The 23,135-nt window shown below is 66.2% G+C and carries 19 protein-coding genes and 1 pseudogene; 7 read left to right on the top strand and 13 right to left on the bottom strand.

All coding sequences use genetic code 11. From position 1 onward, the window contains the following. Positions 1–433: 433 nt before the first annotated feature. Positions 434–2,255 (bottom strand): annotated as a pseudogene (locus IU514_RS19230) (Rne/Rng family ribonuclease); the annotation flags it as partial. A gap of 442 nt (positions 2,256–2,697) precedes the next feature. On the opposite strand from IU514_RS19230, the gene IU514_RS12035 reads away from it, so the two are divergent. Beyond that, positions 2,698–3,657: an RluA family pseudouridine synthase gene (locus IU514_RS12035; protein ID WP_194931520.1), complete on the top strand. Its 960-nt coding sequence runs from the start codon at positions 2,698–2,700 to the stop codon at positions 3,655–3,657. 27 nt (positions 3,658–3,684) lie between these two features. On the opposite strand, the gene IU514_RS12040 is transcribed toward IU514_RS12035, so the two are convergent. Then, positions 3,685–4,104, bottom strand: coding sequence for an energy transducer TonB (locus IU514_RS12040; protein WP_194931356.1), 420 nt, complete (start codon positions 4,102–4,104; stop codon positions 3,685–3,687). Continuing rightward, positions 4,101–4,442 carry a 4a-hydroxytetrahydrobiopterin dehydratase gene (locus IU514_RS12045; protein WP_194931357.1) on the bottom strand — a complete coding sequence of 114 codons (342 nt, stop codon included), beginning with the start codon at positions 4,440–4,442 and terminating at the stop codon, positions 4,101–4,103. The genes IU514_RS12040 and IU514_RS12045 overlap by 4 nt, the downstream gene beginning before the upstream one ends. A gap of 103 nt (positions 4,443–4,545) precedes the next feature. Between IU514_RS12045 and IU514_RS12050 the strand changes: the two genes are divergently transcribed. Beyond that, positions 4,546–5,142 (top strand): NfuA family Fe-S biogenesis protein, encoded by a 597-nt coding sequence (locus IU514_RS12050; protein ID WP_194931358.1) that lies wholly within the window; start codon positions 4,546–4,548, stop codon positions 5,140–5,142. Between the two features lie 19 nt (positions 5,143–5,161). Next, positions 5,162–6,868: a transmembrane repetitive protein gene (locus IU514_RS12055; protein WP_194931359.1), complete on the top strand. Its 1,707-nt coding sequence runs from the start codon at positions 5,162–5,164 to the stop codon at positions 6,866–6,868. A gap of 78 nt (positions 6,869–6,946) precedes the next feature. Here the strand turns inward: IU514_RS12055 and IU514_RS12060 are convergent, their stop codons facing one another. Together IU514_RS12060 and IU514_RS12065 are read right to left on the bottom strand one after the other, a co-directional pair. Then, a complete protein-coding gene (locus IU514_RS12060; protein ID WP_194931360.1) occupies positions 6,947–7,387 on the bottom strand; it encodes a c-type cytochrome in 441 nt (146 codons plus the stop codon). Between the two features lie 14 nt (positions 7,388–7,401). Continuing rightward, positions 7,402–7,770, bottom strand: a complete 369-nt coding sequence (locus IU514_RS12065; protein ID WP_194931521.1) for a c-type cytochrome — start codon at positions 7,768–7,770, stop codon at positions 7,402–7,404. Positions 7,771–8,063: 293 nt separating this feature from the next. On the opposite strand from IU514_RS12065, the gene IU514_RS12070 reads away from it, so the two are divergent. The 3 genes from IU514_RS12070 to IU514_RS12080 are packed head-to-tail and all read left to right on the top strand — an operon-like array spanning position 8,064 to position 15,849. Continuing rightward, positions 8,064–9,197 carry an efflux RND transporter periplasmic adaptor subunit gene (locus IU514_RS12070; RefSeq protein WP_194931361.1) on the top strand — a complete coding sequence of 378 codons (1,134 nt, stop codon included), beginning with the start codon at positions 8,064–8,066 and terminating at the stop codon, positions 9,195–9,197. 17 nt (positions 9,198–9,214) lie between these two features. Further along, positions 9,215–12,733: an efflux RND transporter permease subunit gene (locus tag IU514_RS12075; RefSeq protein WP_324187829.1), complete on the top strand. Its 3,519-nt coding sequence runs from the start codon at positions 9,215–9,217 to the stop codon at positions 12,731–12,733. An 11-nt stretch (positions 12,734–12,744) separates the two neighbouring features. Further along, positions 12,745–15,849, top strand: a complete 3,105-nt coding sequence (locus tag IU514_RS12080; RefSeq protein WP_194931362.1) for an efflux RND transporter permease subunit — start codon at positions 12,745–12,747, stop codon at positions 15,847–15,849. Between the two features lie 79 nt (positions 15,850–15,928). Here IU514_RS12080 and IU514_RS12085 read toward each other — a convergent pair whose 3' ends face one another. The 8 genes from IU514_RS12085 to ykgO all read right to left on the bottom strand — a co-directional run bounded on the left by IU514_RS12085 (position 15,929) and on the right by ykgO (position 22,236). Beyond that, on the bottom strand, positions 15,929–17,134 hold the full coding sequence (locus IU514_RS12085; RefSeq protein WP_194931363.1) for a TraB/GumN family protein: 1,206 nt from the start codon (positions 17,132–17,134) through the stop codon (positions 15,929–15,931). Positions 17,135–17,299: 165 nt separating this feature from the next. Continuing rightward, positions 17,300–18,226 (bottom strand): alpha/beta fold hydrolase, encoded by a 927-nt coding sequence (locus IU514_RS12090; protein WP_324187830.1) that lies wholly within the window; start codon positions 18,224–18,226, stop codon positions 17,300–17,302. Positions 18,227–18,262: 36 nt separating this feature from the next. Next, positions 18,263–18,865 carry a TetR/AcrR family transcriptional regulator gene (locus tag IU514_RS12095; RefSeq protein WP_194931364.1) on the bottom strand — a complete coding sequence of 201 codons (603 nt, stop codon included), beginning with the start codon at positions 18,863–18,865 and terminating at the stop codon, positions 18,263–18,265. A gap of 53 nt (positions 18,866–18,918) precedes the next feature. Then, the gene (locus IU514_RS12100; RefSeq protein ID WP_194931365.1) at positions 18,919–19,464 is read right to left on the bottom strand and encodes a GNAT family N-acetyltransferase; all 546 of its coding nucleotides are present in this window, start codon (positions 19,462–19,464) and stop codon (positions 18,919–18,921) included. A gap of 4 nt (positions 19,465–19,468) precedes the next feature. Beyond that, the gene (locus tag IU514_RS12105; protein WP_194931366.1) at positions 19,469–20,356 is read right to left on the bottom strand and encodes a carbon-nitrogen hydrolase; all 888 of its coding nucleotides are present in this window, start codon (positions 20,354–20,356) and stop codon (positions 19,469–19,471) included. A gap of 76 nt (positions 20,357–20,432) precedes the next feature. Continuing rightward, complete coding sequence (locus IU514_RS12110) at positions 20,433–21,467, bottom strand: agmatine deiminase family protein (protein WP_194931367.1); 1,035 nt, start codon at positions 21,465–21,467, stop codon at positions 20,433–20,435. A gap of 139 nt (positions 21,468–21,606) precedes the next feature. Next, the gene (locus tag IU514_RS12115) at positions 21,607–21,936 is read right to left on the bottom strand and encodes a hypothetical protein (protein ID WP_194931368.1); all 330 of its coding nucleotides are present in this window, start codon (positions 21,934–21,936) and stop codon (positions 21,607–21,609) included. A 174-nt stretch (positions 21,937–22,110) separates the two neighbouring features. Further along, positions 22,111–22,236 carry a type B 50S ribosomal protein L36 gene (ykgO, locus tag IU514_RS12120; protein ID WP_010342887.1) on the bottom strand — a complete coding sequence of 42 codons (126 nt, stop codon included), beginning with the start codon at positions 22,234–22,236 and terminating at the stop codon, positions 22,111–22,113. Positions 22,237–22,371: 135 nt separating this feature from the next. Here ykgO and cmk point away from each other — a divergent pair, with 135 nt between their 5' ends. Next, positions 22,372–23,064, top strand: coding sequence for a (d)CMP kinase (gene cmk / locus IU514_RS12125; protein WP_194931369.1), 693 nt, complete (start codon positions 22,372–22,374; stop codon positions 23,062–23,064). The last annotated feature ends 71 nt before the right edge of the window (positions 23,065–23,135 follow it).

Consider the following 23,135-nt stretch of genomic DNA (forward strand, 5'->3'; position numbering starts at 1 on the left):
CCGCCCTGCCCGGAAGCGGGCGCGGTCGTGCTGACTTCGGTCATCACGGCGGCTTCCGCCTTCACCACTTCGACCTTCACGGCCTCGACCGTCTCGGCAGCGGCTTGCGCGACAGCCGGCGCGGCATCCGCAATGACGGGCGCGACAGCGGCAGGCTTGGCCGCGACGGCCGCTTCCGGCTTGGGCGCCTGGGCAGGTTTGGGTTCCTGGCGCTGGCGCTGCTGGTTGCGGTCCTCGTTCTGAGGCTGCTGCTGTTGCGGCTGGGCCTGCGGCTTCGGCTGCTTCGGCTGCTGCTGTTCGGCCTGCGGCTTCTGCTGCTTCTGCTGCTGTTCGGACTGCTGCTTTGGCTGCTTCTGCTGTTGCTGCTGGCGGTTCTGCTGGCCGCCGGCCTGCTGCGGCTTTTCGCGACGCTGCTGCTCATCGCGTCGCCCCTGGCGCTCGTTGCGGTCGCGACGCTGATTGCGGTCGCCGCGCTCGCTGCGGTCGCGGTTCTCCTGCTGGCGAGCAGCCGGCGCAGGTGTCGTGGCGGCGGGTTGCGAGCCGCGGAAGAAGCGCAGGATGCGCTCGACCATGCCGATCGAATGCGTCGGCGCGGCCACCACCGGAGCGGGGGCGGGCGCGACGGCGGCGGCCGGCGTTTCGCGCGGTTCGCGCATCGGAGCCGGCTGCGCCGGCTTGACGTTGGTCACGACCGGGGCGGCAGGAATGTTGAGGTGCGCCTTGGTCAGCGCGTAGGTCGGCAGCTTGCGCGGGGTGCCGCGCAGGTAGCTCGGCTTGTTCGATTCCTCGCCCAGTTCGTTCTCGCGGATGCGAGTGACTTCAAAGTGAGGGGTATGCAACTGCTCGTCGGCGACGATGACGATCGGCGAGTCGTGGCGGCGCTCGATCTCGCTGAGCGCACGGCGCTTCTCGTTGAGCAGGAAGTTGGCGATCTCGGTCGGAGCCTGCACCAGCACCTGGCCGGTGTTCTCCTTCATCGCGTGCTCCTCGGCCAGTCGCAGGATCGACAGCGAAAGCGACTCGATGCTGCGCATGCGGCCATGGCCTTCGCAGCGCGGGCAGACGATCTGGCTGGATTCGCCCAGCGACGGGCGCAGACGCTGGCGGCTCAGCTCGAGCAGGCCGAAGCGGGAGATGCGGCCGATCTGGACGCGTGCGCGGTCCTGCTTGAGGGCGTGCTGCAGGCGGTTCTCGACTTCGCGCTGGTGCTTGTTCGACGCCATGTCGATGAAGTCGATCACCACCAGGCCGCCGAGGTCGCGCAGGCGCATCTGGCGCGCGACTTCCTCGGCTGCTTCGAGGTTGGTGTTGAACGCGGTTTCCTCGATGTCGCCGCCCTTGGTGGCGCGCGCCGAGTTGACGTCGATCGCGGTCAGCGCCTCGGTCTGGTCGATGACAAGGGCGCCGCCGGAGGGCAGGCGCACTTCGCGCTCGTAGGCGTTCTCGATCTGCGATTCGATCTGGAAGCGGTTGAACAGCGGCGTGTCATCGCCGTACTTCTTCAGCTTGCGCAGGTTGTGCGGCATGACCTGCTCGACGAAGTCCTTTGCTTCGGCGTACATCTCGTCGGTATCGACCAGGATCTCGCCGATGTCCGGGCGCATGTAGTCGCGCAGGGCGCGGATGATCAGGCGGCTTTCCTGGTAGATCAGGAACGGCGCCGGCTTGGTCAGCGCGGCCTCGGCGATCGACTTCCAGACCTGCAGCAGGTAATCCAGGTCCCACTGGAGTTCTTCCGCATCGCGGCCGACGCCGGCCGTGCGGATGATCACGCCCATGTCGTCGGGGATGTTCAGGGCATCCATCGCCCTCTTCAGTTCGGCGCGGTCCTCACCCTCGATGCGGCGCGAGACGCCGCCGGCGGTCGGCGAGTTCGGCATCAGCACCATGTAACGGCCGGCCAGCGAGATGAACGTGGTGAGGGCGGCGCCCTTGTTGCCGCGCTCTTCCTTGTCGACCTGGACCACGACTTCCTGGCCTTCGCGCAGCAGTTCGCGCAGGCCGGCCTTGTTGTGGTCGACGCCCGCCTGGAAGTAGTCGCGGGAGATTTCCTTCAGCGGCAGGAAGCCATGGCGCTCACCGCCGTATTCGACGAAGGCGGCTTCAAGCGAGGGTTCGAGCCGGGTGATGCGGCCCTTGTAGATGTTGGACTTCTTCTGTTCCTTGGCCGGCTGTTCGATATCGATGTCGTACAGGGTCTGGCCGTCGACGATGGCGACGCGCAGTTCTTCCGCCTGCGTCGCGTTTATCAGCATTCGCTTCATTTTGCGTTCCTCGCGCGCTCCTGCGCGTGGTCCGGCGCAGAACGCATGCGCGTCCTGCGGCCGCGGAACGCCGTGGGCGTTTCGCCTCTGGATACCGCAAGCCGACCTGCGCGGGAGGGCCCGCAGCGGCGGCTTCAAGTTTTCCAGCGCTACGACACCACGGCACGCCGCGGGAGCGCTATTTCAATATTTTCTTGTTCGCATTGCAGGCCGGTGGCGCTAACGCCGCCCGGGACGTGTTCATCACGGTGGGTTGGACCCGCCGCGCGAGGGCCGGTTCCGCCGGGCTGCGCTTGCTAACATGGCTGCCCCGTGGGCAGTGGTTAGACGCGGACCGGAATCGCAGGAAAGGGCTTTCGGCCTGATCGTTACAACTTCCTGCGAAATCAAAACCTTATCTCGCGTCGCGAGTGTAACAGATAACCCTCCCAGGATGACCCATTCAGTTTCCTCAACGGCGCCCCCCGGGGCGCGGACCGTGCGCGTTCCCGAAGATCGCGACGGGCAGCGCCTGGACAATTTCCTCCTTGGACAGCTCAAAGGCGCGCCGCGCTCGCTGGTCTACAAGCTCGTAAGGTCCGGCCAGGTGCGCGTGAACGGCGGCCGAGCCAAGGCCGAACGCAAGCTGTCTGCGGGCGACGAGGTCCGGATTCCGCCGGTGCGACTCTCCGAAACCGGGGAGAAAACCGCACCGCCGAAGGGGTTCATGGATGCGCTGGACGCGGCAATCGTGTTCGAGGACGCGCGCCTGCTGGCCCTGAACAAGCCCTCTGGCGTCGCCAGCCACGGCGGCAGCGGGATCAGTTTCGGTGCCATCGAAACCCTGCGCGCCCTGCGCCCGGGACACACGCTGGAACTGGTCCACCGGCTGGATCGTGATACCTCCGGCTTGCTCGTGATCGCCAAGAAGCGCTCGGCGCTGACCGAACTGCAGGCCCTGATGCGCGAAGACGGTGGCATCGCCAAGCGCTACCTGGCGCTGCTGACCGGCCGCATGCCGGACGGAGTGATGACGGTGGACGCGCCGCTGCATGTCGGGCTACGCCAGGGCGGCGAGCGCCACGTGCAGGTCAACCCAGCGGGCAAGGCGTCGCTGAGCCACTTCAAGGTGCTCGAACGTCGTGGTGGCCAGTCCTATTGCGAGGTGCGCATCGAAACCGGGCGCACCCACCAGATCCGCGTGCATGCCCAGCACATCGGGCACCCGATCGCGGGGGACGACAAGTACGGCGATCCGGTCGTCAACAAGAAGCTGCGCGAGCAGTTCGGGCTGAAGCGCCTGTTCCTGCACGCTTCGACGCTGGAGTTCGCGCTCGATGGCGGGCGCGAGCCGTATCTGCTCAACGCTCCGCTGGCGAGCGAGCTGGTCGACGTCCTCGACCGGCTGTCCTGACGCGAAGGAGGCGTCAGGTCGGGCGCCTCAGAGCTTGTCCTTGCGCTTTTTTTCGTCGAGGACGAAGCATTCCGCCGGGCGGACCTTGGGCGGAGAGAACGTGATCGGCACGTTGATCTTGGCGGGCACCGGCTTTTCGTTGACCTTGGCAGGTTCGAAGCGCCAGTTGCGCACGGCTTCCTGCGCCGCGGCGTCAAGCGCGGGAATCCGGCTGCTCTGCAACATGCGTGCTTCGGTCGGCTTGCCTTCGACGCCGATGGTCAGCATCAGCACGACCTGGCCTCCGGTGCCGTCGCAGGCCAGTTCGGCCGGGTAGACCGGCGGCGGCGTGTCGATCGCCATCGGACGGCTGGTCGTGACCGGAGCGGGTTCCGGCGCCTTCTCGCATCCGCCCAGCAGCAGGAGCGCTGCCAGCGCCGTGCCTGGCAATGCAGCTTTGGCATTCATGACGACAGTTCCTCGGCCTTGGCGGCGCAGATGAAGTCGTTCTCGCTGAGGCCGCCGACGTCGTGGGTCGAGTAGCGCACAACGCAGCGGTTGTAGTGCACCCCAAGGTCGGGGTGGTGGTCCTCGCGATGGGCCGTGAACGCCAGGGCGTTCACGAACGCCATCGTTTCGTAGTAGTTCTTGAACTGGAACGTCTTGGTCAGGGCGTGCCCGTCCTCGGCCAGTTCCCAGCCCGGGATCTGCGGCAGCAGCTCGCGCACGCGCGCCTCGCTGAGCCGGTGCTCGCTGCCGCGACGGGGAGTACAGTGGGCCTGGGCGAGAGGGACGAGGTCGTTCATGCTGGTTTCCTGGCGGGGCGCGCCGACTGAACGGAACACATCGGTGGCGGCAGTGGAATGCGGGCGCGCCATACGGTCGCGCGGACCTCGTTAGAATAGCGCCATGATCAACATTTCCGAATCCGCCCAGAGCCACTTCCGCAAGCTGATCGAACGCGAAGGCCTGCCCGGCCTTGGCGTCCGCCTGGCGGCGGTCAATTCCGGCACGCCGCGGGCCGACGTCCGGCTGGAGTTCGCCGAGCCCGGCGACCTTCAGGGCGACGAATGGGCCATCGACTGCGATGGCTTCACGCTGTGGCTGGACGCTTCGAGCGTGAAGTACCTCGACGGCGCCGAGATCGATTACGAGACCAAGGCGACCGGCGGCCAGCTTCAGATACGTGCGCCCAAGATCAAGGGCGAAGCCCCGGCGGACAGCGCGTCGCTGGTCGAGCGCGTGCACTGGATCGTCGAGCAGGAAATCAATCCACAGCTCGCCTCGCACCGGGGCAACGTCGCGGTGCAGGAAGTCACGGCGGATGGCGTGGTGATATTGCGCTTTGGCGGCGGCTGCCACGGCTGCGGCATGGCCGACGTGACCCTGAAGCAGGGCATCGAGAAGACGCTGATGAGCAAGGTGCCCGGTGTGACGGCGGTGCGCGACGCCACGGATCACGAAACGGGCGAGGCCCCCTACATCCGCCGCGATAACGCGGCCTGACCCGGGCCCGGCGACGTAGATGTTCTCCGCCGCCGATCTGATCCAAGCCCTGCAGCGACGCATGCTGCTGAGGTCGCCGCGTCAGAGGCGACCTGCGGGTGAGTTTCCGGCCGGCTGGCAGACGTGGTTCGACACGATGCGCGAGCGGGCCGGTGCAGTCACCGGTGCCCCGAGCGAACAGATCGTCGCGGAGTTCCTGCACAGGCCGCTTTCCACGCCCCCGCGGCGTGCCGGCGAGCTCACGCGCTGGCAGGCATTCGCCACGCTCTGGCGCCAGCAATGGCAACCGCCCGAGCCGGAGGAACGCAAGGTCCGCTGGATCGCCGGCATCGTGTCGGCGCTCTGGCACCTGTTCTTCAGCGTGCTGCTCATCTGGCTGATGTACATCCGGTTCATGGCGTTGGGAACGCCGTCCACCGGCGAGAATGTCGTGCAGGTCGAGTACATCGGTCGCGGCACGCCACAGCAGACGGGTGGTGTGTCGTCGCCTGTGCCGGCAGCGCCCTCGTCGGCGCCATCGAAGGTCGCTCCTTCCCCGGCAACGGCACCGCAACTGGCATCGCCGCAGACCAGCGTCGCGCCGGCCGACATCGTGCCTACCCTCGAAGCGCCGCCGCCGGACGTGGCGCAGCGTGACGTGCCCGAGCCGCCACCCGCAGCGGAGCAACCCGTTCTGGTGAGTGAGCCGGTGCCCAGCGAGCCGACGGTCTTCGTGCTGCCGCCGACACGGCGCCGGGTCGAGGAGCCGCCTCTCACCGCACCGGAACTCCGCGTCGAACCGCGGCAGGTCCAGGCCGTCGAAGTGCCCGAGCCCCTGCAGGCGCGCCAGCGCGAATTGCCGCAACGCCGGGTCGAAGCGCCCGAGCTGACGGCCCGCACGCCTGAGGTCACCGCCCGGGAAATTCCGGTGCCGCTGCCGCGTCCGGTGCTGCCGGAGGTGAAGGTGCCGCCCACTTCCGTTCCGGAACTTCAGGCACCCACGCCGACCGTGCGTACAGCGGATATTCCGTCTCCTCGGCCGCCGGTGGCAGCGGCTTCGGCTGTCTCCCCGGCGCCAGCGGGCCCGCCCTCCAGCGCACCGGTGGCGGCTCCCGCCTCGACGACGCCCGCTCCGGCGACGGCGACATCCACCACGGCGGCCACCACGGCGCCGGCTACGGGTCCGTCTTCGGCGGCGGCACCCGTGCCTGCGCGCCCGACGGCTCCCAGCGGCGCCGGTCCGCAGACCGCAGCGCCCCCGGGATTGCCGAGCCCCAAGCGCGGTGACGACTGGGGCGCGTCCACCCGCGACCGCCCGGGCGGACCGGCAGGCCAGGAGCCCGGGCTCTACAACCCCGATGGCAGCGTGCGCATGGCCGAGACGCCAGGATCGGCTTCGCCAGGGCAGCCGCCAGGCACCATCACCGAAGAGATCAAGGACCTCGACCGTGCCGGCGTCTGGCTCAAGCGCAAGCCGACGGACTACGAGCCGACGGCCTTCGACAAGTACTGGCGGCCGAGCGAAACGCTGCTGCAGGAATGGGTGCGCAAGAGCATCAAGCGCGTGCTCATTCCGATTCCGGGCACCAGCAAGCGGATCGTCTGCGACGTTACGCTGCTCGCGTTCGGTGGCGGCTGCGGCATCGTCGATCCGAATCTCAATGATCAGCCGGCAGGCGCCAGGCCACCCCCCGACATCCCGTTCAAGCCGGCTCTGCAGGAAGACAACGGCAGCGTCAGGCCGTAGTGCCGCAGCAGCGTCAGAAAGCCCGGAAAGAAAAAGGCCCGCGATGCGGGCCTTTTTCATGCAACGTGTCGCGAGCGATCAGTGTGCGCCGTGCAGGTCGCGCAGATTGCTCTTGCGGGAGCCGAAGTAGGCCGCCAGGTCGGCGATCTGCTGGTCGGTCAGCTCCTTGGCCTGGCCCGACATCAGCGCATGCTCGCGGTCGCCGGAACGGTAAGCCTGCAGGGCATGGGCGATGTAGTCGTAGTACTGCCCGGCCAGCTTCGGGTACGTATCGTCGATCGGCGCATTGCCTTCGGCGCCGTGGCAGTCGACGCAGGACTGACCAGTCGCGCCCTTGGTGCTGGCCAGCTTCTCGCCAGCGGCGATGTGGCCGGCGGGCAGGCCGGCGGACGACGAGCTGTGGCCGGCGCCGCGGTCGGCAGCGGAGTGCTCGGCGGGCGTGTCGCCGCCGGAGCACGCCGTCAGGGCGGCGGCCAGCACGAGCAGAGCAGGGGCGATGGCGAGGTTCTTGATCGTCATGGACTTCTGCTCACTCACTTCAGGGTCGAAAGGAACGCGGCGATGTCGGCGATGTCCTGGTCCGAGAAACTCTGGGACTGCGCCTGCATGGTCGGGTGCTTGCGGCTGCCCTTCTTGTACTCGGTCAGCGCGCTCGTCAGGTACGCAGCCGACTGGCCGCCGATCCTCGGCACGTGATAGTTCGGATAGGCGTTCTTGTAGCCGGTGACGCCGTGGCAGCCCTGGCAGGTGTAGGTGAGCTGGCGGCCCTTGGCGGCATCGCCCTTGATGGCCGGAGCGGCCGTGGTGGCGGGAGCCGGAGTGGCCTGGGCCGCTTCCTGGGCCGATGCGACGGACGCAGCGGCGGTCAGGGCGAAGCAGGCGGCGATCATCAGCGGTCGCATCATGTCGTAGTCCGCAATCTCGAAATGGCTGGCTAAGGGTGTTGTCGCGTGCGGCACAGCCAAGTGGGCTGCGCATAAGCGGTGGAGTATAACGTGCGATGCGGATGCAACGAAGTCGTCTCATCCCGCATCAGACAATGGAGTGAGTGCAGCCTCGCTCCGGCCGCCGGTCCTCGGCGAGCGCATGGCTCCAGTCACCATGACCTTCGGCGGATGTGTGCGCCGGAGGAGGTGATATACCTTCATACAACACCGGCATACAGCCCGGAATTCAGCCATTGGGGTTCAATCAGATGCGTCACTTCACCCGAATCCGCAGCGCACGCGCCGCTGCCGTCATGCTGCCCTGCCTGCTCCTGCTGGCTGCCTGCAAGGGGCAGGGCGGGGCCGGTGAAGCGCAGGCCAAGGAAGGCAAGGACAAGGGACCTGAAGCGGTCCCGGTCGAAGTCGCCAAGGCCTCGCGCCGTGCCGTCGCCGCCAGCTACACCGGCACCGCTCCGCTGGAGCCGGTGGCCGAGTCGCAGGTGATCGCCAAGACCTCCGGCGTGGCACTGAACGTGCTTGTCGAGGAAGGCCAGAAGATCACCGCGGGCCAGACTCTGGTCCGCCTCGACTCGGCACGCTCGCAGCTGCAGGCGGCCCAGACCGCGGCGCAGATGCGCAAGCTCGAGGCCAACTACGCCCGCGCCAAGCAGATGGCCGAGCAGAAGCTGCTCAGCGCCAACGACAACGACCAGCTCCGCTACGACCTCGAGGAAGCGCGTGCGGCCAACCACATGGCCAACCTCGAGCTGTCCTACGCCAACGTGCAGGCGCCGATCTCGGGCGTGATCGCGTCGCGCTCGATCAAGACCGGCAATTTCGTGCAGATCAACACGCCGATCTTCCGCATCGTCGACACGTCGCGCCTGGAGGCCACGTTGAACGTGCCCGAACGCGAACTGGCCACGCTGAAAGCGGGCCAGCCGGTGCTGCTGCAGGTCGACGCGCTCCCGGGCAAGAGCTTCACCGGCATGGTCGATCGCGTCTCGCCGGTGGTCGATTCGGGCAGCGGCACGTTCCGCGTGATCTGCTCCTTCGCCGGCGACGGGGTGCTGCAGCCGGGCATGTTCGGCCGCATCAAGATCGACTACGACCAGCGTGCGGATGCCCTGGTGGTGCCGCGCGTCGCGCTGCTCGAGGACGAGGGCGATCCGGCGGTGTTCGTGATCGGCGGTGACAACAAGACCAAGCGCGTGTCCGTGAAGCTCGGTTACGTCGACGGTGCCTGGGCGGAAATCCGCCAGGGCGTGAAGGAAGGCGAGCAGGTCGTCACCGCCGGCAAGACCGCGCTGCGGGATGGCACCGCCGTGCAGGTCATCGGAGCGCCCGGCAAGGACCGCGAGGTTGCGGCGGCCGACAAGAAGTCCGAAGGCACTAAGCAGTAACAGCTCGGAGAGCCCCCGTGTCCGAACCCAATGCATCGCAGCCCTCGCACCACGAGGGCTCGTTCAACCTCGTCGAGTTCTCCACCCGTCGCCGGGTGACGATCTTCATGTTCATGATCACCTTCGTGCTGTTCGGGGTGATCTCGCTGTTCAACCTCAAGGTCAACCTGCTGCCTGACCTGAGCTATCCCACGCTGACGGTGCGCACCGAGTACACCGGTGCCGCCCCGACCGAGATCGAGACGCTGATCTCCGAGCCGGTGGAAGAAGCCGTGGGCGTGGTGAAGGGGCTGCGCAAGCTCAAGTCGGTCTCGCGTACGGGCCAGAGCGATGTCGTGCTCGAGTTCGCCTGGGGCACCGACATGGACCAGGCCAGCCTGGAGGTCCGCGACAAGCTGGAAGTGTTGCAGCTGCCGCTGGAAGCCAAGGCGCCGGTGCTGTTGCGCTTCAATCCTTCGACCGAACCGATTCTTCGCCTCGCGCTCTCGTCCAAGGGCTCGAGCGACGACGTGCGCCAGCTGACGATGCTGCGCCGTTACGCCGACGACGATCTCAAGAAGAAGCTCGAGCCGGTCGAGGGCGTGGCCGCGGTGAAGGTCGGCGGCGGTCTCGAGGACGAGATCCAGGTGGATATCGACCAGCAGAAGCTGGCCCAGCTCAACCTGCCGATCGACACCGTCATCCAGCGCCTGCAGCAGGAGAACATCAACATCTCCGGCGGTCGTCTCGAGGAAGGCTCGCAACGCTACCTGGTGCGCACCGTCAACCAGTTCGCGAATGTCGCTGAAATCCGCGAGATGCTGGTGACCACGCAGGCCGCCGGCAACTCCGCGCAGGCCAGCGCTGCTGCGCAGATGGCGGCGATTGCTGCCGCCACCGGCAATGCCGAGGCGATGGCCGCGGCGGCGTCGGTGCAGAACGCCAACTCCTCCTCGAGCTCCTCGATCGCGGGTGGCATGCCCGTGCGCCTGAAGGACGTCGCCGACGTGCGCCAGGGTTTCAAGGAGCGCGAAGCGATCATTCGTCTGGGCGGCCGCGAAGCGGTCGAGCTGGCGATCTACAAGGAAGGCGATGCCAACACGGTGTCCACCGCCGATGCGGTGCAGGCCAAGCTGAAGGACATCAAGGAGCAGATGCCCGATGACGTCGAACTGACCGTCATCGACGACCAGTCGCAGTTCATCCGCCACGCGATCTCCGACGTGAAGATGGATGCCGTGATCGGCGGCGCACTGGCGGTGCTGATCATCTTCCTGTTCCTGCGCGATGGCTGGAGCACGTTCGTGATCGCGCTGTCGCTGCCGGTCTCGATCATCACCACGTTCTTCTTCATGGACCAGTTCGGGCTGAGCCTCAACGTCATGTCGCTCGGCGGCCTGGCGCTGGCTACCGGCCTGGTGGTGGACGACTCGATCGTCGTGCTGGAAAGCATCGCCAAGGCGCGTGAGCGGGGACTGGGAATACTCGAAGCCGCGATCGCCGGTACTCGCGAAGTGAGCATGGCCGTGGTCGCTTCGACGCTGACCACCGTTGCGGTGTTCCTGCCGCTGGTGTTCGTCGAGGGCATCGCGGGCCAGCTGTTCCGCGACCAGGCGTTGACGGTGGCGCTCGCCATCGCCATCTCGCTGCTGGTGGCGATGACGCTGATCCCGATGCTCAGCGCGCTCAAGGACAAGCCGTCGATGGCGTTCCCAGAAGAGCCGGCGCATCCGCGCTGGAAGCCGGACGCGAAGTGGCAGAAGCCGCTGGCCGCGACCGGCCACGGTCTGGGCGTGGGCACGCGCGGTGCCAGCTTCGGCTTCGCCTGGGTGATCGTGCGCGCCTGGCGCGGCATCGTGGCGGTGGTCGGCCCGGTCATGCGCAAGGCCAGCGATCTCGCCATGGCTCCGTACGGCCGCGCCGAACGCGCGTACCTGCGGGTGCTGCCGGCGGCGATGGGCCATCCGTGGAAGGTGCTGGGCGTCGCCGCCGCGGCATTCTTCGGCACGCTGCTGCTGGTGCCGATGCTCGGTGCCGATCTGATCCCGCAGCTGGCACAGGACCGTTTCGAAATGACGGTCAAGCTGCCTCCGGGCACACCGCTGCGCGACACCGATGCGCTAGTGCGTACCTTGCAGGCCAAGCACGACAAGGACGCGGACATCAAGACGCTGTATGGCGTCAGTGGCAGCGGCACCCGCCTCGATGCAAGTCCCACTGAAAGCGGCGAGAACATCGGCAAGCTGACGGTGGTGATGGCCAACGGTGGCAGCAAGGAAGTGGAGGCTACTGAAACCGAGCGTCTGCGCCAGACCATGAAGGCGTATCCATCCGCGCAGGTCGACTTCGCCCGGCCGGAGCTCTTCAGCTTCTCCACGCCGCTGGAAATCGAGCTGCGCGGGCAGGACCTGGCCACGATCGAACGTGCCGGCCAGCAGATGGCCGCCATGTTGCGCAAGAACCCGCACTACGCCGACGTGAAGTCGACGGTGGAGCAGGGCTTCCCGGAGATCCAGGTGCGCTTCGACCAGGATCGCGCGGGTGCGCTCGGCCTGACCACGCGCCAGATCGCCGATGTCGTGGTGAAGAAGGTGCGCGGCGACGTCGCCACGCGCTACAGCTTCCGCGATCGCAAGATCGACGTGCTGGTGCGCGCCCAGGAGAACGATCGCGCGTCGGTGGAAAGCATCCGTCGCCTGATCGTCAATCCGGGCAGTTCGCGCCCGGTGACGCTGGACTCGGTGGCCGACGTGGTTGCCACGACGGGCCCGAGCGAAATCCACCGCGCCGACCAGGTGCGCGTGGCCATCGTCTCGGCCAACCTGCGCGACATCGACCTCGGTACGGCGGTCGACGAAGTGCAGAAGATGGTCGAGAAGGACCCGCTGGGCGCCGACGTGCGGATGCATATCGGCGGTCAGGGCGAGGAGTTGGCCGAGTCGGTGAAGTCGCTGCTGTTCGCCTTCGGCCTGGCCGTGTTCCTCGTGTATCTGGTCATGGCCTCGCAGTTCGAGTCGCTGCTGCACCCGTTCGTCATCCTGTTCACCATCCCGCTGGCCCTGGTGGGCGCGGTGCTGGCGCTGCTGCTGACCAATTCGCCGGTTTCGGTGGTGGTCTTCATCGGCCTGATCCTGCTGGTCGGCCTGGTGGTGAAGAACGCCATCATCCTGATCGACAAGGTCAACCAGCTACGCGAACACGGCACGCCGAAGCAGGAAGCGCTTGTCGAAGGTGCCCGTTCGCGCCTGCGTCCGATCATCATGACCACGGCCTGCACGCTGTTCGGCTTCCTGCCGCTGGCGCTGGCGTTTGGTGAGGGTGCGGAAGTGCGGTCGCCGATGGCGATCACGGTGATCGGTGGCCTGCTGGTATCGACGCTGCTGACCCTGGTGGTGATCCCCGTGGTGTACGACCTGCTCGATCGCCGTGGCGATGAGTACTACCGCGAGCGCGGCCGCCGCGCTCGCCGGGAGCACGAAGCAGTCGTTGCGCTGATCGACGACGAGGAAGCTCCGCTCGTCGACCCCGGTCAGTCCACCGAACCCGGCAAGGCCTGAGGTATGCGCCCATGACCATCGCCGAACTGAGCATCAAGCGGCCCGTCACGTGCATCATGCTGTTCGTGTCGCTGTTCGTAATCGGGTTGATCGCGGCGGTGCGCTTGCCCCTGGAGGCCTTCCCGGAGGTCTCCCCGCCCTTCATCTTCGTGCAGATGCCCTACACGGGGTCGACGCCGGAGGAGGTGGAGCGGACCGTGCTGCGCCCGGTGGAAGAAGCGTTGTCGACCATGACCGGCATCAAGCGCATCGATTCGAATGCGCGATCGGACGGCGCCCAGATCTTCATGCAGTTCTCCGACTGGAGCCGCGATGTTGCCATCGCGGCGTCCGAGGCGCGTGAACGCATCGATGCGATCCGGGACGACCTGCCCGAGGACCTGCAGCGCTACAACGTCCTCAAGTTCTCGACCACCGATCAGCCGGTACTCAAGGTGCGTCTGGCCGCCAAGGGCGACCTGACCGGCTCCTACGACATGATCGAGCGCGAGTTCAAGCGGCGCATCGAGCGCATCGCCGGCGTGGCCCGCGTCGATGTGACCGGTGCGGCACCGAACGAGGTCGAGATCGCGATCAGTCCCGATCGCCTGGTCGCGCACAACCTCAGCATCAACGACCTCACCACGCGCCTGAAGAACGTCAACTTCTCGGTGTCGGCAGGCGAGATCGACGACAACGGCCAGCGCCTTCGGGTGCAGCCGGTGGGCGAGATCACCGATCTCCAGCAGCTGCGCGACCTCGTGATCGGCTCCAACGGCGTGCGCCTGGGCGACATCGCCGAGGTGCACATGAAGCCGGCTCGCCTGGACTACGGGCGTCGCCTGGACGGACGCGTCGCGGTGGGCCTGGACATCTTCAAGGAGCGCAATGCCAACCTGGTGCAGGTTTCCAAGGATGCCTTGAAAGAGGTGGAAGCGATCCGCCAGCAGCCCGAGCTGAGCGACCTGCAGGTCATCATCATCGAGAACCAGGGCGAGAACGTCACCAAGTCGCTGCTGGAACTGGCCGAGGCCGGTGGCATCGGCCTGCTGCTGTCGATCGCGGTGCTGTTCTTCTTCCTGCGTCACTGGCCATCCACCGCGATGGTGACCCTCGCCATTCCGATCTGCTTCGTGATGACGCTGGGTTTCATGTACTTCACCGGCGTCACCCTCAACATCCTCTCGATGATGGGGTTGCTGCTCGCGGTTGGCATGCTGGTCGACAATGCCGTGGTGGTGGTCGAAAGCATCTACCAGGAGCGCGAACGCATGCCCGACCAGCCGCGGCTGGCCTCGATAATGGGCACCAAGCACGTCGCCATCGCGCTCTCCGCCGGCACGTTGTGCCACTGCATCGTGTTCCTGCCGAACCTGTTCGGCGAGCGCAATTTCCTCAGCATCTACCTGTCGCAGATCGCCATCACGATCTCGGTCTCGCTGCTGGCGTCGTGGCTGGTCGCAGTCAGCCTGATCCCGATGCTGTCGGCACGCCTGAAGACGCCACCGGCGGTGCGCTCGGAGAATGGCATCATTCCCCGCATGCAGAAGCGCTATGCGCACCTGCTGCGCTGGACCCTGGAGCATCGCGGCTGGAGCGTGCTGGGCATCTTCCTGATCGTCGCCATCAGCTGCGTGCCGATGGTGCTGACCAAGAAGAACATGTTCGGCGGCGACGAGGGCGACAAGATCCAGATGTTCTACCAGTGGAAGGGCGCCTACACGAAGGAGCAGATGTCGGCCGAGATCCTCAAGGTCGAACAGTTCTTCGACGCCCGCCGCAAGCAGTACCACCTCAAGCAGATCTACTCGTTCTATAGCGAGCAGGGCTGGGGCGGCACCATCCTGACCCTTGACACCGACCACGTCAGCGAGAGCAAGAAGCTGATCGAGCAGATCCGCAAGGACCTGCCGAAGTCGGCGCGCGCCAACATCGGCATCGGCGACCAGGGCGGGCAGGGCGGCGGTGGCCAGCCTGGCCAGAACGTGCAGGTGCAGCTGGTCGGCGATTCGACCGAGCAACTGGTCGCGCTGGGCAAGGACATCGTTCCGATCCTGTCGCGCCGCAAGGAACTGCGCGATGTGCGCGTGGACACCGGCGACCAGAACAGCGAACTGGCGGTCCACGTGGACCGGGATCGCGCGGCGGCATTCGGCTTCAGCGCGCAGGAAGTGGCGAGCTTCGTCGGCCTGGCATTGCGTGGCGCACCGCTGCGCGAGTTCCGCCGCGGCGATACGGAAGTGCCCGTGTGGGTCCGTTTCGCCGGTGCCGAGAAGTACGGTACCGAGGACCTGTCGGCGTTCACGGTGCGTGCGCCGGACGGCCGCACCGTTCCGTTGCTGGCGATGGTGAATGTCGCCGTGCGTCCCGCGGCGACCCAGGTCCAGCGATCCAATCGCCAGACCACGGTCACCATCCAGGCCAACCTGGCTGAAAAGGTGACCGTCCCCGAAGCGCGCAAGGCCATGGAGGAAACGCTCAAGTCGATCGAGTTCCCGGCCGGCTACAACTACACCTTCGAAGGTGGGGCTTTCGAGGACGAGGCGGATGCCAGTAAGCAGATGATGTTCAATCTGCTGATCGCGCTGATCATGATCTACGTGGTGATGGCGGCGGTGTTCGAGTCGCTGCTGTTCCCGTCGGCCATCATGAGCGGCGTGCTGTTCTCGGTATTCGGCGTCTTCTGGCTGTTCTGGCTGACCGGCACCGAGTTCAACATCATGGCCTTCATCGGCATCCTGGTGCTGATGGGTGTGGTGGTGAACAACGGCATCGTCATGATCGAGCACATCAACAACCTGCGCCGGCGTGGCCTGTCGCGCACCGAAGCACTGGTGGAGGGCAGCCGCGAGCGGTTGCGCCCGATCCTGATGACGATGGGCACGGCGATCCTAGCGATGGTGCCGATCTCGCTGACCAACACCCAGATCGGCGGCGACGGTCCTCCGTACTACCCGATGGCGCGCGCGATTGCGGGTGGCCTGGCGTTCTCGACCATCGTCAGCCTGCTGTTCCTGCCGACGATCTACGCGATCCTCGACGACCTCCGCAACGGCACGGCGCGCATGGTGCGCCGTGCACGAGGCAAGGAAAGCGCGGTGCCGCCGGCGGCAGTCGCGGCACTGAAGGCGGAATGAGGGACGCCTTCGCGGACTGAAAAGAAAAACGGGAAGGCTTGGCCTTCCCGTTTTTCATTCATGACGATGCCGGTTCGGGTCAGCCCACGAGCCGCCCCAGCATTCGCAATCCGCCGGTCCAAACGCCAATCGCGGTGCCCAGGCTGGTCAGGAAGAAGTTGAGCAGCACGCGGGCTACCCGGTTTCGCCACCAGCCGCGCCAGTGCTGCACGTCGTCGCGCAGCGCCATGAAGTCCGCATACGTGGGTTTGCGCAGCCAGGCTTCGACCAGCGCACTCAACGTACCGGAAGCGAGCGCCGGATGCAGCGGCGTGATGGGCGAGGCGACGAACGCTGTCAGGATGCTCAACGGATGTCCGCCGGCAATGGCGCAGCCGATCGCACCCAGCACGCCGGTGGCGAGTACCCATTGCAGCAGCAGCTCGGAACCGACATCGATGCCGCCGCGCCAGAAACCCCAGGCGAAGCCGCCGAGCACGAATGCCGATAGCGCGATCGTGAACCACGGGATGTCGCTCTTCTTCGGCAGCGCTTCGAGCGCCTCGCGGATGACTTCCGGCGGACGGGTTTCTTCGCGCAGATGTTTGGCGAGGCCCTGCAGGTGGCCGGCACCGACGACCGCGAGCACTTCGCGCGCCGGCCCGTGGCTTTCACGCAGACGCGCCGCCATGTAACGGTCGCGCTCGGCGATCACGCTTTCGTACAGCTCCGGGCTGTCACTGGCGAACTCGCCGAAGCTCGACTCGAGCATGTCGCCCTGCTTGAGCTTCTCGATCTCGTCGTGGCCGACTTCCTCGTCGGCGAACAAGGCGGCCAGGAGGCCGCCGCCCAGTTTGGCGCGGCTCCACCAGCCCAGGCGATGCGATGCGCGCTTGAAGGTGAGGCCCACATCGCGATCGATCAGGTGCACGGGCAGTTCGCGCTGGCGGGCTTCCAGCACGGCACGCTTGAGTTCCGCGCCCGGTTCAATACCCAGTTGCTCGGCCAGGCGGCGCTGGTAGGCGGCGAGGGCCAGGTTGGCAGCGAACAGCGCAGTCTTCCCCGTGCGAATCACTTCGATCAGGTCGAGGCGGGCCAGCGCTTCCGGGTCGGTCAGAGCCTGCAGGCGTTGCGCGTCGAGTTCGACAGCCACGGCGTCGAAGGCGCCGCTGCCGATCGCGTCACGCACCGCGTCGACGCTGGCCTGGGACACGTGCGCGGTGCCGAGCAGCGTGTAACGCACGCCCTCGCGTTCGACGATCGCATGCGGCTGGGTGTCCAGCACGGATTGCAGGGCGGTGGTCATGCGTTTGCCCCGGTGCGGACGAGGATGTTTTCAGCTGCGTACATTCGATATTGCCTGCGGTGGTCCCATCAGCACGACGGCGCCGATCAAGGCGCCGTCGTATCGATGCTTGGAATCAGCGGCAGAGCTTAGGGCCTGCCGTTGCACCCGGCAACGGAATGCGGCTCAGGCCACGCCGAAGGGCAGGTTGGGACTGGACACCAGGTGCTCGCCGACTTCTTCCCCGCTCAGGAACCGCATGCCCGCGGTGATGACGCCGCTGTCGTCGAGGACCCTGCGATGGCCCAGCCCGCGCGTGGTCAGCAGGCGCGAGTCCGGCCAGTAGCGGGCATAACGCTCGCCTTCGGACCACGGCACGTCGCGGTCCTCCAGGTCGTGGACGATCAGTGCGGGACGTCCGATGACCGGCGCATTGCGGTGCGTCTGCTGCTCATCGAAGGTGGTGCCGACGATGCGCTCGAAGTACGAGAACATCCGCTGGCACAGGTTGGCGCCGATCCACATCAGGCCGGCGAAGCGCTCGGCGGCGGCGACAGGGTCGGCCGCCGGGGCGATCAGCACGGCCCGCTCGGCCTGCAGTCCGCGCGCCATGGCGAGCATGGTCGCCGCACCGCCCAGCGAGTGACCGATCACGGCCGCGGCTGGGCCGAAGTGATTGCCGACCGCGAGCAGATGGCGAGTGAAGTCAGGCAGGGTGGCCTGCCGGCCCGGACTGCGGCCATGCGCAGGCTGATCGAATGCCACGACCGCATACCCTTCAGCGCGAAGTTGCGGCAACCATGCGGCGATGCGCGTGCCATGGCTGGACCAACCATGTGCGAACAGGACATACGGCTGGGCCTTCGGATCTCCCCAGACGTAGGCGGCTATGCGGTGGTCGTCCACCAGGAGCTCGATTTGCCGTGCGCCGCACGTCGAGGCGGCGAGCGCACGCGAGCGCGACGACGCCATGGGCGTGCTGAACAGGCGCGCTGCGCGCTTGAGGGTCGCTTGCGGCGCCACATGGCTGCCGAAAACGAACCCCAGGCGTAATCCGTAAAGCTGCGCCAGGTTACGAACGGTCGTGCTAATTTTGGCGATGATCGGGATCACGGCACAAACCTCCGCTTGAGCGGGTGGGGGGCAGGGTTAAGGGGTGTAAGAGCGGAACAGCCGTTCCAGGGCGCGACGCCCTCGGCTGACCGCGAGTTCAAAGCCGAACAGGCCGGCGTCATGGTGAACCGTCAACGCCAAGGCATACAGCTCGAAGGCCATCTGCTCTGCATCGGTGTCAGCAGCCACGTCGCCGGCATCGACGGCGATCTGCACGGCGCGCGTGATCTGCTCACGCCAGAGGCGTTCGTTGCGGATGATGCGGTCTCGCAGGGGGCCTGGGCGATCGTCGTACTCGCTGGCGGCGCTGAGAAGCACACAGCCGCCTTCCGACTGCCGCGCCCACTCGAACCAGCCTTCGGCAATGGCGCGCAGACGCGGAATGCCGCGCGGCGCCTTCAATGCCGGGTAGAGCACCTGGGCGACGAAACGCTCGCCTGCCGCGTCCAATACCGCCAACTGCAGGTCTTCGCGGGAACCGAAGTGGGCGAACACGCCGCTCTTGGACATCCCTACCGCATGGGCCAGCGGGCCGATCGAGAGGCCCTCGAGCCCAGCCGAGCAGGCGATGCCGTAAGCGCGGTCGATGATCGCCTCGCGGGTGGCGGCGCCTTTGGTAGTGGCGGTGAGTGCGGACATGCGTGCAAAATAGCACGTCCGTTCGTTTTATTGTGCGCCGTTCGTCGGGCAGACTAGGAGGCCTGTTCAGCCTCGGGCGGCGATTCGCGCCCGGGACCCAGATCGAGTTGCATCTGGACCGTGTCCAGCCAGCGACCGTGCTTGCGGCCCAGGCCATGGAACACGCCGACGGTGCGAAATCCCAGGCGCTCGTGGAGCGCGATCGAGGGGACGTTGGTGATGTCACCGATGACGGCGACCATCTGCCGGTAGCCCAGCGCCGCGCATTCGTCGATCAGGCGCTGCAGCAGTGCGCGACCGACGCCACAGCCTTGGGCAACGGGTGCGACATACACCGTGTCTTCGACCGTCCAGCGGTAGCCGTCACGGCTGCGGTAGCTGCTGGCATAGGCGTAGCCGGCAAATCGACCGTCCAGTTCGGCGACGATGTATGGGTAGCCTTGAGCAACGATGCCCGACCAACGACGGACCATCTCCGCTTCGTCCGGAGCGGAGTATTCGTAGGTAGCGACATGCTGATCGACCTCCGCGGCGTAAAGCGCGGTGATCGCCGGGAGGTCGCCGGCGATCGCGGAACGGATCAGCAGGTCAGTCGTCAACGGCTCAGTCGCGGTAGCGCTTGAGCAGGTCGCCGTAAGCGTCGATGCGGCGGTCGCGCAGGAACGGCCAGATACGGCGGACGTGTTCGCTGCGCTCCAGGTCGACCTCCGCCATCAGGATTTCCGGATTGTCCTGGTTGGCTTCCGCAAGGAACTCGCCCTGCGGCCCGAGCACATGGCTGGAACCCCAGAAGCGGATGCCCGACGTGCCCAGCGGCGAGGCTTCGTGACCGATGCGGTTGCAGCTCAGCACCGGCAGCCCATTGGCGACCGCGTGGCCGCGATGGCTCAGGATCCAGGCGTTGCGCTGGCGATCCTTCTCGGGCTGTTCGTCATCCGGATCCCAACCGATGGCCGTGGGATACAGCAGCAGTTCGGCGCCAGCCAGCGCCATCATCCGCGCGCCTTCCGGATACCACTGGTCCCAGCACACCATCACGCCGAGACGGCCGACGGACGTATCGATCGGCTCGAAGCCGATGTCGCCGGGCGTGAAATAGAACTTCTCGTAGAAACCCGGATCGTCCGGAATGTGCATCTTGCGGTACTTGCCGGCGGTGGAGCCGTCGGCATCGAACACCACCGCAGTGTTGTGGTACAGGCCCGTCGCGCGCTTCTCGAACAGCGAACTGACCAGCACCACTTTGTGCTGCTTGGCCAACTGGGCCAGGCGCTCGGTGCTCGGGCCGGGAATCGTCTCCGCCAGGTCGAACTCGTGCACGGATTCGTGCTGGCAGAAGTACGGGCCATTGTGCAGTTCCTGCAACAACACCAGACGCGCGCCGTTTGCTGCGGCCTCGGCTACGCGGGTTTCGATGTTGGCCAGGTTGGCTTCACGGCTGCCGTGGTCGCGATCCTGGATCAGTGCGACGGGAAGGGTGGTCTTCTTCATCGTGGGGATGAACTCCGGGGACGGGCACATTGTAGGCGGGTGATGCCCGCCTGCAGGTCAAGGGGATGCGCGCGTATCAGGCCACCAGGCCCTGCGGCAATTGCATGGTGATGCAGTGCAGGCTGCCGTTCTGCCAGATCAGAGGGCGGCATGGCACCGCCACGATTTCGTGATCGGGGAATGCCTCGGCCAGCACCGCCTCGGCGCGCTTATCCGCTTGATCGCCGTAAGCCGGCATCAGCACCGCGCCGTTGACGATCAGGAAGTTCGCATAGCTGGCGGCAAGGCGGCGGCCTTCATCGATGATCGGCTTTGCCCATGGCAACTCGAACAGGCGATATGGCTTGCCATCGCGGGTGCGCAGTGCGGCCAGTTCCGCGGCCATCGCCTGGAGTTCGTCGTAGTGCGAATCGGACGGGTCGTCGCAGCCCTGGTAGACGATCGCATCCGGGCCGGCGAAGCGGGCGAGGGTGTCGATGTGGGCATCGGTGTCGTCGCCTTCCAGATAGCCATGGTCGAGCCACAGCACGCGGTCCTGGCGCAACCAATCGGTGAGCTTCGCGGTGATTTCCTCGCGGCTGGCGCCCGGGTGGCGCTCGTGCAGGCACTGCCAGGTGCTCAGCAGCGTGCCCGCGCCGTCGGTTTCGATCGCGCCACCTTCCAGCGCAAAATCAATGCCTTGCCGTGAACTCTTCAGGAAGGTTCCGGCATCGTGCAAGCGCTCTACCAGCAGATCGTCCTGGCTCGCGTCGAACTTGCCGCCCCAGCCGGTAAAGCGGAAGTCGAGCAGCCTGAATCCGTCGCCTTCGCGCAGCGAAATCGGTCCGGAATCGCGCAGCCAGGTGTCGTCATAGGGCGCCTCGACGAAACGCACCTGCGTCATGTCGATGCGTGCCGAAGACAGGCGGGCCTGGGCATACGCTTCCACGTCTTCGTCGGCGACGATGACGATGGCCGGCTGGAAACGCGTGATCGCTGCCACCAGCGCGATGTAGGTCTCCTCGACGTCGCCCAGGCGATCGGCCCAGTCGGTGTCGGCGTTCGGCCACGCGATCAGGATCGCGGACTGGGGTTCCCACTCCGCGGGGAAGCGAATGGCATTCGGGCTCATGGCATCTGCAAAGGAAAAACGGCGGGCAATGATAGCCCGCCGCATGCCTGATTGATTTGCAGCGCTGGAATTGCTGAATCCCCGCCTTCGCGGCGATGGCGTCTTGGCGAACCCGCTCGCTGCGCGAGCGGGTCAGGATTCACTTGATCGGCGGCTTCGGGCCGACTTCCTCGGCGCTGGCCTTGTTGGCGACTACGTCGACGACGCGACTCTTCTCGAAGTAGACGGTAAACGTCGGATAGACCCAGCGGTTGATTGTCGGCCACTGGCGCTTCTGGCCGCCCTGCGGGTCGAGTTTCTCGGATGGTGCGCCGTACTTGGCTTCGACCTCGGCCATGGTCTGGCCGCGGGTGGGCATTTCGGCCTTGTTTTCTTCCTGCACGCGCTCGATCAAAAGCGTGTCGGCCGATGCGGCGCCGGACAGGGCGAGCAGGGCGGACAGCGAAACGACGGCAATTCGGGATTTCATTGCGTGCACTCCCCAGTGGACGGGCGGATTGTACGCATAAGCATGCATGCTGCGGCAGCAAGACGCCGTCACGGTTTGCGCACACAACCGGAAGCGCTCCGGAAAAGCGAAAGGCCGCCTTTCGGCGGCCTTCGGTACTTCGGGCAAGCCCTCCGCAGGCGGAGGACAAGCTGATTAGCGCTGACGAGCCTTGAAACGCGGGTTCGACTTGCAGATCACGAAGACCTTGCCACGGCGGCGAACGACCTTGCAGTCGCGGTGACGGGCCTTCGCCGACTTCAGGGAGGACAGGACCTTCATGACAGACCTCGGCAACAGGTGAATAGAACGAAGCCCGCAATTCTAGCGGGCAGTTACTCCGTTGATCAAGTGGTTACGCAAAAAGATTCGGGTCCCACGCCAGCGTATCGACGGGTCGGGCCTCATAATGGATGCATGAACAGCACCGACTTTCCCGATTTCATCCCCGTCCTGACCATTGACGGCCCCTCCGGCTCCGGCAAGGGCACGATCAGCCGGCTCGTCGCCCAGCGCCTGAGCTGGCATTACCTGGACTCCGGCGCGCTCTACCGGGCCGTCGGCGTGGCCGCGGGGTGGGCCGACATTGATCTGGCTGACCCGGCCGCGCTCGTTCGCTGCACGTTCGACACCAATATTGACTTTATCGAAGACGATGTCTCGCGAGAGCTCAGGATCATCGTCAATGGGCTGGATGCCACCGATGAGCTTCGCACGGAGACATCCGGCGCGGCCGCGTCCGCCATCGCGGCCATTCCCGAAGTGCGGGCTGCCCTGAAGGATCGCCAGCGCGCTTTTCGTCGAGCCCCCGGCCTGGTGGCGGATGGGCGCGACATGGGGACGGTGATTTTCCCCGACGCACCTCACAAGGTCTTTCTGACCGCCAGCGCCGATGAGCGGGCGGAAAGGCGTTATAAGCAGTTGAAAGACAAGGGGGTTTCCGTTACTTTAGATGGTCTGCTGCGGGAGATCCTCGCCCGTGATGCCCGCGACGCCCAGCGGGTGGTGGCACCTTTGCGACCGGCTGATGATGCCGTTCGCATCGACACCACCGGTCTGGGCATCGACGAGGTGGTCGAGCGCGTGCTGGCGTTGTTGCCGGCGCGCTGAGCGCGTTTCCCACGCAGCAGAAAAGTTCCGTCGCCTCGTTTGTAACCGAAGTGGCGGTTTTCAATCCAACA

It is taken from the genome of Lysobacter niastensis, assembly GCF_015453285.1.
In the GTDB taxonomy this organism is placed as follows: domain Bacteria; phylum Pseudomonadota; class Gammaproteobacteria; order Xanthomonadales; family Xanthomonadaceae; genus Lysobacter_J; species Lysobacter_J niastensis.

What these genes read in the sequence shown, in the direction of transcription:
- IU514_RS12055 (WP_194931359.1), top strand. Translation starts at nt 5,162, where the DNA reads ATGTTCTCCGCCGCCGATCTGATCCAAGCCCTGCAGCGACGCATGCTG.
- cmk (WP_194931369.1), top strand. Translation starts at nt 22,372, where the DNA reads ATGAACAGCACCGACTTTCCCGATTTCATCCCCGTCCTGACCATTGAC.
- IU514_RS12065 (WP_194931521.1), bottom strand. Translation starts at nt 7,770, where the DNA reads ATGCGACCGCTGATGATCGCCGCCTGCTTCGCCCTGACCGCCGCTGCG.
- IU514_RS12040 (WP_194931356.1), bottom strand. Translation starts at nt 4,104, where the DNA reads ATGAATGCCAAAGCTGCATTGCCAGGCACGGCGCTGGCAGCGCTCCTG.
- IU514_RS12110 (WP_194931367.1), bottom strand. Translation starts at nt 21,467, where the DNA reads ATGAGCCCGAATGCCATTCGCTTCCCCGCGGAGTGGGAACCCCAGTCC.
- IU514_RS12115 (WP_194931368.1), bottom strand. Translation starts at nt 21,936, where the DNA reads ATGAAATCCCGAATTGCCGTCGTTTCGCTGTCCGCCCTGCTCGCCCTG.
- IU514_RS12060 (WP_194931360.1), bottom strand. Translation starts at nt 7,387, where the DNA reads ATGACGATCAAGAACCTCGCCATCGCCCCTGCTCTGCTCGTGCTGGCC.
- IU514_RS12050 (WP_194931358.1), top strand. Translation starts at nt 4,546, where the DNA reads ATGATCAACATTTCCGAATCCGCCCAGAGCCACTTCCGCAAGCTGATC.
- IU514_RS12070 (WP_194931361.1), top strand. Translation starts at nt 8,064, where the DNA reads ATGCGTCACTTCACCCGAATCCGCAGCGCACGCGCCGCTGCCGTCATG.
- IU514_RS12095 (WP_194931364.1), bottom strand. Translation starts at nt 18,865, where the DNA reads ATGTCCGCACTCACCGCCACTACCAAAGGCGCCGCCACCCGCGAGGCG.
- IU514_RS12085 (WP_194931363.1), bottom strand. Translation starts at nt 17,134, where the DNA reads ATGACCACCGCCCTGCAATCCGTGCTGGACACCCAGCCGCATGCGATC.
- IU514_RS12080 (WP_194931362.1), top strand. Translation starts at nt 12,745, where the DNA reads ATGACCATCGCCGAACTGAGCATCAAGCGGCCCGTCACGTGCATCATG.
- IU514_RS12045 (WP_194931357.1), bottom strand. Translation starts at nt 4,442, where the DNA reads ATGAACGACCTCGTCCCTCTCGCCCAGGCCCACTGTACTCCCCGTCGC.
- IU514_RS12105 (WP_194931366.1), bottom strand. Translation starts at nt 20,356, where the DNA reads ATGAAGAAGACCACCCTTCCCGTCGCACTGATCCAGGATCGCGACCAC.
- ykgO (WP_010342887.1), bottom strand. Translation starts at nt 22,236, where the DNA reads ATGAAGGTCCTGTCCTCCCTGAAGTCGGCGAAGGCCCGTCACCGCGAC.
- IU514_RS12035 (WP_194931520.1), top strand. Translation starts at nt 2,698, where the DNA reads ATGACCCATTCAGTTTCCTCAACGGCGCCCCCCGGGGCGCGGACCGTG.